11 protein-coding genes and 1 pseudogene are annotated in these 13,287 nt (G+C 61.1%); 7 read left to right on the forward strand and 5 right to left on the reverse strand.

What is annotated here, in order from left to right; all coding sequences use genetic code 11:
• Window positions 1–119 precede the first annotated feature (119 nt).
• Window positions 120–2,318, forward strand: coding sequence for an excinuclease ABC subunit UvrB (gene uvrB / locus ACLGGT_RS03800; protein ID WP_037296948.1), 2,199 nt, complete (start codon window positions 120–122; stop codon window positions 2,316–2,318).
• Between the two features lie 257 nt (window positions 2,319–2,575).
• Window positions 2,576–2,947, forward strand: a complete 372-nt coding sequence (copM, locus tag ACLGGT_RS03805; RefSeq protein ID WP_437195072.1) for a CopM family metallochaperone — start codon at window positions 2,576–2,578, stop codon at window positions 2,945–2,947.
• 94 nt (window positions 2,948–3,041) lie between these two features.
• Here copM and ACLGGT_RS03810 read toward each other — a convergent pair whose 3' ends face one another.
• Window positions 3,042–3,782, reverse strand: a complete 741-nt coding sequence (locus tag ACLGGT_RS03810; protein ID WP_008279353.1) for a YebC/PmpR family DNA-binding transcriptional regulator — start codon at window positions 3,780–3,782, stop codon at window positions 3,042–3,044.
• A 154-nt stretch (window positions 3,783–3,936) separates the two neighbouring features.
• Here ACLGGT_RS03810 and bchE point away from each other — a divergent pair, with 154 nt between their 5' ends.
• Both bchE and bchJ read left to right on the forward strand, forming a co-directional pair.
• Complete coding sequence (gene bchE, locus ACLGGT_RS03815) at window positions 3,937–5,598, forward strand: magnesium-protoporphyrin IX monomethyl ester anaerobic oxidative cyclase (RefSeq protein ID WP_437195073.1); 1,662 nt, start codon at window positions 3,937–3,939, stop codon at window positions 5,596–5,598.
• Window positions 5,591–6,187, forward strand: a complete 597-nt coding sequence (bchJ, locus tag ACLGGT_RS03820; protein WP_437195074.1) for a bacteriochlorophyll 4-vinyl reductase — start codon at window positions 5,591–5,593, stop codon at window positions 6,185–6,187. Before bchE ends, bchJ begins: the two co-directional genes overlap by 8 nt.
• A gap of 3 nt (window positions 6,188–6,190) precedes the next feature.
• On the opposite strand, the gene ACLGGT_RS03825 is transcribed toward bchJ, so the two are convergent.
• The 3 genes from ACLGGT_RS03825 to uraH all read right to left on the reverse strand — a co-directional run bounded on the left by ACLGGT_RS03825 (window position 6,191) and on the right by uraH (window position 9,327).
• Window positions 6,191–7,963: an SLC13 family permease gene (locus ACLGGT_RS03825; RefSeq protein WP_008279356.1), complete on the reverse strand. Its 1,773-nt coding sequence runs from the start codon at window positions 7,961–7,963 to the stop codon at window positions 6,191–6,193.
• Between the two features lie 152 nt (window positions 7,964–8,115).
• Entirely contained in the window at window positions 8,116–8,928 is an 813-nt protein-coding gene (locus ACLGGT_RS03830) for a TIGR00282 family metallophosphoesterase (RefSeq protein ID WP_008279357.1), read from the reverse strand.
• A gap of 54 nt (window positions 8,929–8,982) precedes the next feature.
• A complete protein-coding gene (uraH, locus tag ACLGGT_RS03835; RefSeq protein WP_008279358.1) occupies window positions 8,983–9,327 on the reverse strand; it encodes a hydroxyisourate hydrolase in 345 nt (114 codons plus the stop codon).
• 112 nt (window positions 9,328–9,439) lie between these two features.
• Here uraH and uraD point away from each other — a divergent pair.
• A pseudogene (gene uraD / locus ACLGGT_RS03840) lies at window positions 9,440–9,946 on the forward strand (2-oxo-4-hydroxy-4-carboxy-5-ureidoimidazoline decarboxylase); the annotation flags it as partial.
• 38 nt (window positions 9,947–9,984) lie between these two features.
• Here the strand turns inward: uraD and ACLGGT_RS03845 are convergent.
• Window positions 9,985–11,022: a hypothetical protein gene (locus ACLGGT_RS03845; protein WP_437195075.1), complete on the reverse strand. Its 1,038-nt coding sequence runs from the start codon at window positions 11,020–11,022 to the stop codon at window positions 9,985–9,987.
• Between the two features lie 256 nt (window positions 11,023–11,278).
• Here ACLGGT_RS03845 and hutG point away from each other — a divergent pair, with 256 nt between their 5' ends.
• On the forward strand, window positions 11,279–12,091 hold the full coding sequence (gene hutG / locus ACLGGT_RS03850; protein ID WP_008279361.1) for an N-formylglutamate deformylase: 813 nt from the start codon (window positions 11,279–11,281) through the stop codon (window positions 12,089–12,091).
• Window positions 12,092–12,219: 128 nt separating this feature from the next.
• Window positions 12,220–13,233, forward strand: coding sequence for a TAXI family TRAP transporter solute-binding subunit (locus ACLGGT_RS03855; protein ID WP_375552904.1), 1,014 nt, complete (start codon window positions 12,220–12,222; stop codon window positions 13,231–13,233).
• The last annotated feature ends 54 nt before the right edge of the window (window positions 13,234–13,287 follow it).

A 13,287-nucleotide genomic window follows, 5' to 3' on the forward strand; every position in this document is an offset into this window, starting at 1 on the left:
CATTTGTATTTATAATGTTATATCATTACATCATCAATCCCCCCGAACACAACCCGCTTTGGGGCTTGAACCCAACGCCAAAGAGAACAAATGTGGACATCGAGCCCAAGGAGCGCCCCATGCCCTATGCCCATTCCGACAAGACCCCAGCCGTGCTCAGCCATCCCGCGCCGGATGTGAAATCCCGCCCCAAGCTCGAAGGCGGCAAGCGCTTCCTGCTGGCCTCGGATTTTGAACCGGCGGGCGATCAGCCCACCGCCATTGCCGAACTGTCCCAAGGTCTCAATGAAGGCGAGCGCAATCAGGTGCTCTTGGGGGCCACCGGCACCGGCAAGACCTTTACCATGGCGAAAATCATCGAGGCGACACAGCGCCCCGCAATCATCCTTGCCCCGAACAAAACACTTGCCGCACAACTATACGGGGAATTCAAAGGATTTTTCCCCGAAAACGCGGTGGAGTATTTCGTCAGCTACTATGACTACTACCAGCCCGAGGCCTATGTTGCCCGCTCCGACACCTATATCGAGAAAGAATCCCAGATTAACGAACAGATCGACCGGATGCGCCACTCCGCCACCCGCGCCCTTCTGGAACGCGACGATGTGATCATCGTGGCCTCGGTCTCCTGCATCTACGGTATCGGCTCGGTCGAGACCTATGGTGCCATGACCCAAGACCTGACCGTCGGCGCGCAATACGACCAGCGCGCCATCATGGCCGATCTCGTCGCCCAGCAATACCGCCGCAACGATCAGGCGTTCCAACGCGGCTCTTTCCGGGTGCGCGGCGATAGCGTTGAAATCTTTCCCGCCCACCTTGAGGATCGCGCGTGGCGGCTGTCGTTCTTTGGCGAAGAGCTTGAGGCGATTACCGAATTCGATCCCCTCACTGGCGAGAAAACCGACACATTCGACAAAATCCGCATCTACGCCAATTCGCATTACGTGACGCCCAAGCCCACGATGCAACAGGCCATCATCGGCATCAAACGCGAATTGCGCATGCGCCTTGATCAGTTGGTCAACGAAGGCAAGCTGCTCGAGGCGCAGCGGTTGGAGCAACGCACCAACTTTGACCTTGAAATGCTCGAGGCCACCGGCGTGTGCAACGGGATCGAGAATTATTCCCGCTACCTCACAGGCCGCGCCCCCGGCGAACCGCCCCCCACCCTCTTTGAATTCATCCCAGACACGGCCATCGTCTTTGCCGATGAATCCCACGTCTCGGTGCCCCAGATCGGCGGCATGTACAAAGGCGACTACCGGCGCAAATTCACGCTGGCCGAACACGGCTTTCGCCTGCCTTCCTGCATGGACAACCGCCCCCTCAAATTCGAGGAATGGGATGCCATGCGCCCGCAATCGGTCTTTGTCTCCGCCACCCCGGCGGCATGGGAAATGGAACAGACCGGCGGCGTCTTTACCGAACAGGTGATCCGCCCCACCGGGCTGCTTGATCCTCAGGTCGAAATTCGCCCTGTCGAAACCCAGGTCGATGACCTTTTGGACGAGGTGCGCCGTGTCGCCGCCGATGGCTACAGGGTGCTCGTCACCACCCTGACCAAGCGTATGGCCGAGGATTTGACCGAATACATGCACGAACAGGGCATCCGCGTCCGCTACATGCACTCTGATATCGACACGATCGAGCGGATCGAGATTCTGCGCGACCTGCGCTTGGGCGCGTTTGACGTGCTCATTGGCATCAACCTTTTGCGCGAAGGCTTGGACATTCCCGAATGTGGCCTTGTCGCCATTCTCGATGCCGACAAAGAAGGCTTCCTGCGGTCCGAAACCTCGCTGATCCAGACCATCGGCCGTGCCGCCCGCAACGCCGAAGGCCGCGTCATCATGTATGCCGACCGCATCACCGGCTCGATGGAGCGCGCGTTGGGCGAGACCAACCGCCGCCGCGATAAACAGATCGCCTATAACGAGGCGCATGGCATCACCCCCGCCACAGTGCGCAAGAATGTCGAGGATATTCTCGCCGGGCTTTACAAGGGCGACGTGGACATGGCCCGCGTCACGGCGCAGGTCGACAAACCCTTGGCCGGCGCAAACCTCGCAGCCGTGCTCGATGGCCTGCGCGCGGATATGCGCAAGGCTGCCGAGAATCTGGAGTTCGAAGAAGCCGCCCGCCTGCGCGACGAGGTCAAGCGCCTAGAGGCCGTGGATCTGGCAATCTCCGACGACCCTCTGGCCCGTCAATCCGCCGTCGAAGCGGCAAGTGCCGAAGCCGTCAAAGGGCGCGGCCGCTCAACAGCGGGCCGCCCGGGGCAGCGCGGGGGGAATGTAAAGCGGCGAGGGCGGTAGGGTGCGCAGTCATTGCGCACCTGCGGCCTTCCCCCTCTCGCCCGAGGTCTGGCTACACGAACGCCTCATCCTCCAGCGCCCGTAGGGTGCGCATTCATTGCGCACCAACCAACCACTCCCCAATCAACCCGGTGCGCAATGAAGGCGCACCCTACCTGCTTAACACCCCGCACTCACCTTTTCGCGCATCCTCTCTTGCCTTCCAGCAGGGGGAAGCTCCTATCTCTCCCTCAGTCACCACAGATAGGACAAACCCGATGCGCATTCCCCTGACTGCCGCTCTGCTGGCTTTCACCCTTTCACCGGCCCTCGCCGATAGCCATGGTCACGGCACAGACCACAGCAACCACTCCGCGCATGCGACCCACGGCCTGCCCGCCTCGACCCAAGCCTATATCGAGGCGAACGCCGCCATGCATGGCGCGATGGACATCGACTTTACCGGCGACGCCGATGTGGATTTCCTGCGCGGCATGATCCCGCATCACGAGGGGGCCGTCGCCATGGCGCGGATCGTTCTCGAACATGGCAAGGACCCGGAGGTGCGCAAATTGGCCGAGGATGTGATCACCGCACAAGAGGCAGAGATCGCCTGGATGCGCGTACGCCTCACCGAACTGGGCCACTAAGTTGGCGGGCCTTTCAGCCCCCCTCAAAGCGCCGCGTAAGGTTTGTACCAAATCCCTGTAAGAACCGTACAAACCTTACGCGCACGCCCGCGTTTTACAGCTGTTCCATCACCGCATCCGAGGCTTCGAAATTGGTGGTGACGCGCTGCACGTCGTCGTCATCCTCCAGCGCCTCGATCAGCTTCATCAGCTTCTGCATGCTCTCAAGGTCCATCTCGGTCGTGGTGGTGGGTTTCCACACCAGCTTGGTCGATGTGCTCTCGCCCAAGGCCCCCTCCAGCCCCGAGGCCACCTCGCTCAGATCGGTATCCGCACACCAGATGGTGTGGCCATCCTCACCCGATTCCACATCTTCTGCCCCAGCTTCCAGCGCGGCCATCATCACCGTATCGGCATCACCCACGCTCGCCGCATAGGTCACCTCACCCTTGCGCTCGAACATAAACGCGACACTGCCGGTCTCGCCCAGATTGCCGCCGTTCTTGGTAAAGGTCGAACGCACGTTCGACGCGGTGCGATTGCGGTTGTCAGTCATCGCCTCGACGATGATTGCCACACCATTGGGGCCGTACCCTTCATAGCGGATTTCTTCATAATCTTCGGCATCGCCCCCCATCGCCTTTTTGATGGCGCGCTCAATATTGTCCTTGGGCATGGATTGCGCCTTGGCTTCCTTGATTGCCAGACGCAGGCGCGGATTCTTGTCCGGGTCGGGATCGCCCATCTTGGCAGCAACGGTTATCTCTTTGGAAAACTTGGAGAATAGTTTCGCCCGCACGGCGTCTTGGCGCCCCTTGCGGTGTTGAATATTCGCCCATTTGGAATGGCCGGCCATAGTGCCTTCTCCTGCATATCCGGGAATCTGACGCCTTTTATACGCTTGCCGCACGCAGGGCAACGCCCCGCCCCACCGTGGTATGGTTTGATTTATGTCAATTTTATTAGACACATTACGCTGTAACCTAAAACGATACACAGGGAGTCCCGCCATGCGCATCGTCTTGATCCATCCCAATTACCATTCCGGCGGGGCTGAAATCGCCGGCAGTTGGCCACCGGCTTGGGTCGCTTATCTGGCGGGGCACCTGCGCGACGCAGGGTATACGGATGTCACATTCATCGACGCCATGACCAACCACCTTGACGATGACAGCCTGCGCGCCCGTCTCAGGGATCTGAACCCAGATGTTGTGGGGGTCACCGCAATCACCCCCTCGATCTATGTCGCGGAAAACATCCTCAAACTCGCACAAGAGGTGGCGCCAGATGCGCTGCGGGTTCTGGGCGGCGTGCATGCAACCTTCATGTATAAACAGGTCCTGTCCGAGGCCCCTTGGGTCGATGTGATCGTGCGCGGCGAAGGCGAGGAAATATTCCTCAACCTCATCCGCGCCGCAGACTCTGGCCAATGGCTTGAAAAACGTAAATCAATCAAAGGCTTGGCCTATCTAGACGGTGAGACGATCACCGCCACCCCCGCCGCCTCAACCGTCAAGGACCTTGATGCGATCAACCCAGACTGGTCGCTCTTGGAGTGGGAGAAATACATCTACGTTCCCTTGGGCAAGCGCGTGGCCATCCCCAACATGGCGCGCGGCTGTCCTTTTACCTGTTCCTTCTGCAGCCAATGGAAATTCTGGCGTGACTACCGCGTGCGCGACCCGAAAAAAGTGGTGGACGAGATCGAGAACCTTGTGAACAACCACGGTGTCGGTTTCTTCATCCTCGCAGACGAGGAACCTACGATAAACAAAAAGAAATTTGTGCAATTCTGTGAGGAATTGATCGCCCGAGACCTGCCACGCCGCGTGCAATGGGGCATCAACACGCGCGTCACAGACATCTACCGCGACCGCGACTTGCTGAAATTCTACCGCAAAGCGGGGCTGGTGCATGTCAGTCTTGGCACCGAAGCGGCAGCGCAACTCAAACTCGACCAGTTCAACAAGGAAACCACCGTCGCCCAGAACAAAGAGGCGATCCAACTTCTGCGCGAGGCGGATATCTTTACCGAAGCTCAGTTCATCGTCGGTCTGGACAATGAGACCCCCGAAACGCTGGAGGAAACCTTTCAGATGGCCTGGGACTGGCAACCAGATCTGGCCAACTGGGCAATGTATACGCCTTGGCCCTTTACACCGCTCTTTCAGGAACTCCGAGATCAGGTCGAAGTCTTTGATTTCTCGAAATATAACTTTGTCACACCAATTATGAAACCGGCCACCATGACGCGCGGTGAACTCCTTGACGGAGTGATGAAAAACTATCGCCGCTTCTACATGCGCAAGGCGCTATTTCACTATCCATGGCGCGGCACCGGCTATCGGCGGCGCTATCTCTTGGGCTGTCTCAAGGCGTTTCTCAAGGCTGGCGTCAGCCGCACCTTCTATGATCTGGGCAAGGCAGGCTATTGGGGGCCCCAGACCAAGAACTCGGTCACGTTCGACTTTGACGAAACCCGCACCATCGCCGAGGCACAGATGGAGGATTGGGAAGCCAGCGCCGACCGTGCCGCCCGCGCGGCGGAACGTCGCGAAGCGGTGCGCACCCAGATGAAGGACCGCGCGTCCGAGCGCAACGAAGGGTTCAAGATGCCAAATGGGGCCGAAGTCCGCGCCTGCGGCGGCAGTACGCAGCAGATGGATGCCTGACGGCAGTCAGATAACGGCCCGCATCGGCCCAAATGCGGTCCTGCAACTGGCCCCCGCGATGGACCGCATCGTGGGGGCAGATGCCCGCCGTGCCCTTTTTGCGCCTCTGGGATTTGATCCTCTGCCGGATTCAAACGCCATGATCAACGAGGCTCGCGTTGCGGCGCTGCATGGCGGGCTTCGGCGGCAACACCCTGAAAATGCTCGAAAAATCTCCATCGCCGCTGGTCAAGGCACGGGCGATTACATCCTCGCCCATCGCATCCCACGCGCCGCCCAGACCCTTCTGCGCGCCCTGCCTGCGCGTGTCGCAGCCCCGATCCTGACCCGCGCCATCCTGGCCCATAGCTGGACATTCTGCGGCACGGGCACTTTGGCCGCAAAGTCCGGCCCGCCGGTGGTTTTTACCCTCGCCGACAATCCGATCATTCGGGGCGAACACGCAACGGCCCCGCTTTGCCATTGGCACGCCGCGGTGTTCGAGCGGCTTTTTTCCCGGCTCGTTCAACCACGTTCTCAGGCCATCGAAACCACGTGCTGCGCTACGGGGGCCTCCGCCTGTCGGTTCGAGATTGACTGGCGGCATTAGCCCTCAGAGTGGCCAGAGAAGCGGGATCAGCGCACTGGCCAAAAGGCCGATGCTCAGGTTGAGCGGAATACCCACCCGCAGGAAATCGGTGAATTTATACCCGCCGGGGCCATAGACCAGCGTGTTGGTCTGATAGCCGATTGGCGTTGCAAAGCTCGCGCTTGCCGCCACCATCACTGCCACCACCAGCGGTCGCGCGTCGATGCCCATGGCATCCGCCAACCCGATTGCAATCGGCGTGACCACCACAGCCACGGCATTGTTGCTGATCAGTTCCGTGAGGAATGAGGTCAAAAGGTAAATCGCCCAGACCACCAAGAACCCCGGCATAACCGACAATGTGGGGGCAATGCCGCCCACCAACAACTCGACCGCGCCCGAGGTCTGCAACGCCGCGCCGATGGCCAGCATGGCAAAGATAAGCGCTAGTAACTGCCCGTCAATAAACGAAAAAGCCTCGTCGGCGTCAATGCAGCGCGCCAAAAGCACCATGGCCACCGCGATCACCGCAAGCGCCAGAATGGGCGCAACGCCAAGCGCTGCCAGCACAACGATGCCCGCGAGCGACAGCACCGCCAGCGGGGCATGCCCACGGCGAAATGCCCGGGCCGACGGGTGCGAGACATCCACCATCTCCATCTCGCGCGAGAGGCGCTGAATATCCTCAGGCGCCCCCTCCAGCAGCAGGGTATCGCCGACACGCACCACCAGTTCATCCAGTTGGCGCCCGATATTCTGGTTACGGCGATGCACCGCCAGCGGATAGACTCCGTACCGCCGCCGCAACCGCAGCGCGCCCAAGGAACGGCCCACCATCTTGCAGCCGGGCGTGATCAACACCTCAACCGTGGTCGTCTCCACCGCCGAAACCTGATCGACCCGCTTGAGGCTCTTGTTACGTTGCAGGCTCAAAAGCTCGGTCATCTGCGTGCGCAGAACCACCCGGTCGCCGACCTGCAGGGTGACATCTGCCAGATTACGACGCAGCGATTGATCCCCCCGGATCACGTCAATCAACCGCACACCTTCCCGCTTGAAAAGCTGCACACCGGTCACGTCACGGCCTATCAGGTTGCTTTCCGGGGGGATGACCGCCTCTGTAAAGAATTTCATCTTGGATCGGTCCGACAACAAGTCCGCCATGCTGTCGCGTGCGGGCAAAAGGAAGGGACCGAAAAAGCGCAGATAGATCGCCCCCCAAATGACCAGCACAATCCCAAGCGGCGTCACCTCGAAGATTGTGAATGGGGCCATGCCCGCCGAACGGGCCACGCCATCAACCAAGAGATTGGTCGAGGTGCCAATCAGCGTTGTGGTGCCCCCAAGGATCGCGGCATAACTTAGTGGAATCAGCAGCTTGGAGGCAGGAATCTTGAGCGTGCGCGCCAGTTGCACGAATACCGGGATCATCACGACGACAACCGGGGTATTGTTCATAAAGGCAGATCCGATCACCACCGAAATGAGCAGCATCGCAATCGCAAGGCGCGGGTTATGCTTGGCCTGCTGGTCGGCCAGCGTGGTAAAAGCATCCAGCGCGCCAGTGCGCACCAAGGCCCCCATGACGATGAACATCGCTGCAATGGTCCAAGGCGCGGGGTTGGAAAAGACGTCAAGCGCCGCGCCATAGGGCAGCACACCAAGGGCCAGCAACACCGCCACGCCCGCAATCGCCACCACCTCAGTCGGATAGATTTCGCGCACAAAAAGCACGAACATGGCCGCCACAACCAGCAGCGTCAGCAACGCCTGACCGGTCTGGGATACGCCGAGCATCTCAATCACTTAAACGCACCTTTCATGGCCCTGCGCAAGTTTCCCCGATCCGTCGAGGGGCGGCAAGCGCCATATGTCCTATTGCCGGGAAGAAGGGAAAGGATGCACAACACGAACCACCAGTTGCCGGGTTTGTACCATTTATCGCCACCTCAGGGGCCAGACTGTTCCAATCGCCCGCCTTGGCGCACCATTTCAATACGCGTAGCGCGGCCTGTGGCGTCGTCGGTTTCGATATAGACGCCCGATACCGTGACCGCGCCCATTGCAGGTGTAAACCGATCCTTGGTCATCCCGGTGACAAAGCGGCGCATCGGTTCGGCCTTATCCATGCCGATCACACTCAGGTAATCGCCGCACATCCCCGCATCACCCTGAAACGCGGTGCCGCCGGGTAAAATCTGCGCGTCCGCCGTAGGGATATGGGTATGGGTGCCCACCACAAGGCTTGCGCGGCCATCGCAGAAATGCCCCATCGCCATTTTCTCGGATGTGGCCTCGCAATGCATATCGACCACCGCAGCCTGCACCGCGCCCCCCAGGGGATGCACCCGCAATATCGCGTCAATTGCCGAAAATGGATCGTCATAGGCGCGGCGCATGAAAACATTACCCAGAACTTGTGCCACCAGCACCTTGCGCCCGCGCCCATCGGTAAACACACGGTGTCCGCGCCCCGGTGCCGCCTTGGCATAATTGAGCGGACGGATCAAACGGCCCTCACGCTCGACGGCTTGCATCATGTCCTTTTGGTCAAAGGCATGATCGCCCAAGGTCACGCAATCTGCCCCCGCTTCGAACAGGTCTTTGGCATGTGCCGCCGTCAAACCCATCCCACCCGAGGCATTCTCGCCATTGACCACCACAAAATCGAGCTTCCACGCGTCACGCAGCTTGGGCAGCCGTTCCGCCACCGCCGCACGCCCCGCGCGCCCCATCACATCACCGAGAAATAGTATTTTCATGGGTCATTGTGTTAGGCCTCTGCCACGCCAAGGGCAAGGGCCAATGCAGCCCCCTCAACTGCCGCGATAGGTCGTGTAGCCATAGGGCGAGAGCAACAGAGGCACATGATAATGCACCGCTTGCGTCATACTGAACCGGATTGGGATCAGATCGAGAAAGCCACTCTCTACGCCCATGAGACGCAGATACTCGCCTGCATGAAACAACAATTCATAGGGTCCGGCGGCAAAGTCGGCCTCGGTCAGAATAGGTCCATCGGTTCGACCGTCCGCATTGGTGCGCCTTTCACAGAGCAGCACCGGCCCGCTATCCGTGATCCGGCTCAAGCGGATCAAAAGCCCCGGCGCCGGGCAGCCGCGCGCGGTATCCAGCACATGTGTCGTCAAATAGCCTGACATTTCGGGGGCTCCTTGCGTGACATGACGAACGATGTCTGTATCTCCTTACGGAACGGCCCCAAGATCAACCCCAGAAATGCCGCAAGCCCATGTCGAAGGAATGCCCGTGGCCCAAGACCGCCCCTCGCAAATGGACCGTGACCGCTTCGTTGCCCAATTTGGCGGCGTGTTCGAGCATTCGCCGTGGATAGCCGAGCGCGCCTATGATCTGGGAATATCCCCCCGCCATGATAGCGCCTTGGGCCTGCATGATGCCTTGTGCCGTGTCTTTCGCGACGCAACAGAGGTGGAGCGGTTAACTGTGCTGCGCGCGCATCCCGACCTTGCGGGCAAGCTGGCACAGGCACGGCGGCTTACTGCTGCCTCGAGCCATGAGCAGGCCAGCGCAGGGCTCGATGCGCTGACCGATGCCGAGCGCGCCGCGTTCGAGCGCCTCAATGCCGCCTATATCGCGCGCCATGGCTTTCCTTTCATCATCGCCGTGCGCGACCATGACAAGGCGGGGATCAGAGATGCTTTTGCCCGCCGCGTCGATCAAGACAGCGCCACGGAACAGGCCGAGGCCTGTCGTCAGGTGGAACGTATTGCCTTTTGGCGGCTGCAAGACATGCTGCCCTGACGCAGGCCGCATCCGCGCCTGACACGTGAAGACTAGGATCAGCCGCCGCAAATCTCCTGCAAGCGCAGCCAATCTGCATCGCTGAGCAAGGGCGGCGGCGGCGCGGTGCCGGCAAAGGGGTCTGCCTCGATCAACGTGACCGTCGTTTCCCCGGTGATGTCCTCCGCATAGGCATAAGGGCGTGCGCGCACCTGCCACTGGGCAAACCCTGCCAGCATTGCATCAGGGGCCACCGCCTCGGGCGCATCACGCATCAGGCGTTCGGCATGGGCGCGCAACACATCGTCAGGCAAGAGCCCGGTTGCCAATAGTCGCAGCGTCGCCGACAGCCCCCCCTCTTCCAACAGCTTGGACAGGGGATCATGCGCCTCTGCGCGTAGATAGGCCGCGATGATGTGCCCCGCCAAAACATCGGGCTCGTTATGATCCTCAACCAGATCGGTATTGATCAGCACCGTCCCGCCCGGCAGGCGCAAGGCCCCGTCGATACCGCCGCGCACCACCAGAAACTCTGCCGCGCCTCCCGCGCGTGACGGGAGGCGGCGCGCCAGCTGCGCAAGGGCCGCGGCACCGCCCGGCCCCTCGCAGACCGGCCCAGTCACCCGTTGCAGATGCCCCAGCAGCGCGCGGCCGATTTCGGCCCGCTTGACCATCGGCACCACCTCTAGCGCGTGCTGCCGCGCGGCCCCCGGCAGCCAAAAAAGCACCAGCGCCGCAACCGCCGCCACACTTGCCAGCATGCCAACCAGCCTGAGCCGCCCCGGTTTGGGTCGTTGCCGCGCCACAGCGCCGCGCAATGTCTCGATGGCAGCGATCATGTCGGCCTCGTCCTCGGCCAGTTCCAGCGTCTCGCCGGGATCACCATCTGGGTTATAGATGGCCGGGTATTGCCCCGGATTGGCGCGCGCCACCGCCGCGATCGACCAATGCGCCTGAACCCGCTCGCGCATGTCGGTAATTGTCAGTGTCGCCTCGCCAACAGAGACGATCACATCCACCCGCTGCGCGTCCGGATTGGCCCGCCAAAGGCCCGCCGCCTCAAGCCTCTGATATCTGGTCAGTGCCGTCTTTTTCATGTTCCGGGGGCTGCCTGCCTTTATTTCCAGCACGCTAGCACGCCGGGGCAGAGGCGGGCAATCGCAAGAGTGCGACGCCAAGACGCCGGATTTCGCGCGCCAGTCGGGATGATTGCGCCTATCTGCGCCCGCAACGGGCGTTGGACGGCAACAAACCGTGCGACAATCCCCGCACGGTTGCCATGGCCCCCCGCCTTGACTCAATTATTATGTACAAGCATATTGCCGCCAAGCCCCTTTGAAAGGAAAGACGCACGTGCCAGCCTCCGCCACCGACAGCGTTGTCTCGGTGCATTCGGGCGAAAGCCCCCTTGTGCTGGCCATGCCCCATGCGGGCACCGACCTTCCAGCGGATATTGCAGCGCGGCTCAACGACACTGGGCGCGCACTCAGCGATACAGATTGGCATATCGACCGGCTCTATGATGGTCTCGTGCCGGAGGCGAGCGTGGTTGCCGCGCGCTTTCACCGCTATGTCATCGACGCCAATCGCGATCCGTCTGGGACAAGCCTTTATCCCGGACAAAACACCACGAGCCTAGTCCCTTTGACCGATTTTGACGGTGCGCCCCTCTGGTCCACACCCCCGACCGAGGCCGATACCGCAGAGCGGCTTGCCCAATTCCATGGCCCCTATCACGCGGCACTCAGCGCCGAACTTGACCGGGTACAGAGGCGGCACGGCTTTGCCATCCTCTATGATTGTCACTCGATCCGCTCGGAAATCCCGTTTCTCTTTGACGGGCGGTTACCCGATTTCAACATCGGCACCAACGACGGGGCCACCTGCGCCCCAGCACTTGCCGCCCTAACAGAGCGCCATTGCCATGCAGCATCCCGCTACACCACCGTCACCAACGGACGTTTTCGCGGCGGCTGGACCACGCGTCACTATGGCCGCCCCAAGGACGGGCTGCACGCCATACAGATGGAACTGGCGCAAGCCACCTATATGCACGAAGCGGCCCCGTGGGACTATGCCCCAGACCGCGCCACGGATTTACGCGCTGTGCTGGCCCCGATGCTGCGCGAGATTGCAACGCTCGATCTGAGCGCTTCGCACGCCTAAGCCCTTGCCGGTAACAGCCTTGCCTTGGCAGGGCGGTTTGCATAGCCTGATCGCAGTATTCCTTGTGAATGCTGGCTACAATGCGGGGAACACGCAGGACTGCGCCCTGCCAAATCAGGGAGAAACAGATGTTACAGCTTGTCAGGGGCGCACGCGGCCTCATCGTCGGGGCGGCGCTTGCGGTCGGAATGGCCACGGGCGCGCTCGCACAGGACCTCAAATTCTTTACCATCGGGACCGGCGGCACCGCCTATACCTATTACCCGGTGGGCGGCGTCCTCGCCAATGCCATCTCCAAACCGCCCGGGTCGCGCCCCTGCGAAGAAGGCGGAAGCTGCGGTGTCGAGGGCCTCATCGCCTCTGCCGTGTCGTCACGCGGATCGGTGGACAACGTCAACGCAATCATGTCGGGGCTGCGCAACTCCGGCTTTGCCCAGTCGGATGTGGCCTATTGGGCCTATACCGGCACCGGCACGATGGCGGGCCAGCCCCCCGCCGAGAAACTGCGCACCATCGCAGCGCTTTTTGACGAGCATATCCACCTCGTTGCCCTCGCCGACAGCGGCATCGAGAGCGTCAAGGATCTTGCGGGCAAGCGTGTCTCGCTCGACGAGCCGGGATCGGGCACCTATGTTGATGCGGGTCTTATCCTTGAGGCCAATGGCCTCTCGGTTGACGACGTGACCGCCGAGGCGCTCAAGGGCGATGCCGCCTCCGAAGCGCTGCGCAACGGCAAGATCGACGCCTTCTTTGTTGTCGCAGGCTATCCGGCAGGCTCTTTGGTGGAACTGGCCTCTGCCGCCGATATCAAATTGGTGCCCATCGCAGGCGAGGGCGCGGCAGAATTGACCGCCAAATATAACTTCTTCTCGCAAAGCGCGATTCCCGAAGGGGTCTATGAAGGGGTCGGCGCCACGGAAACCGTCTCGGTCGGGGCACAGTGGTTCACCTCTGCCGATGAAGACCCCGACCTGATTTATGAAATCACCAAGGCGCTCTGGAATGAAAACTCGCGCATCCTTCTCGATGTGGGCCATGCCAAGGGCACGACAATTACCCTCGACACCGCGATCAGCGGCGTGGGCGTTCCTCTACACGACGGGGCCGAACGCTTTTACAAAGAGGCCGGGCTGATCAAGTGATCCGCCGCGCCTGACCCCAAATCCCGGCCGCCGCACCCCGGTGGCCGGGATTTC

Source organism: Roseovarius sp. MS2 (assembly GCF_051447875.1).
Lineage (GTDB): Bacteria > Pseudomonadota > Alphaproteobacteria > Rhodobacterales > Rhodobacteraceae > Roseovarius > Roseovarius mucosus_A.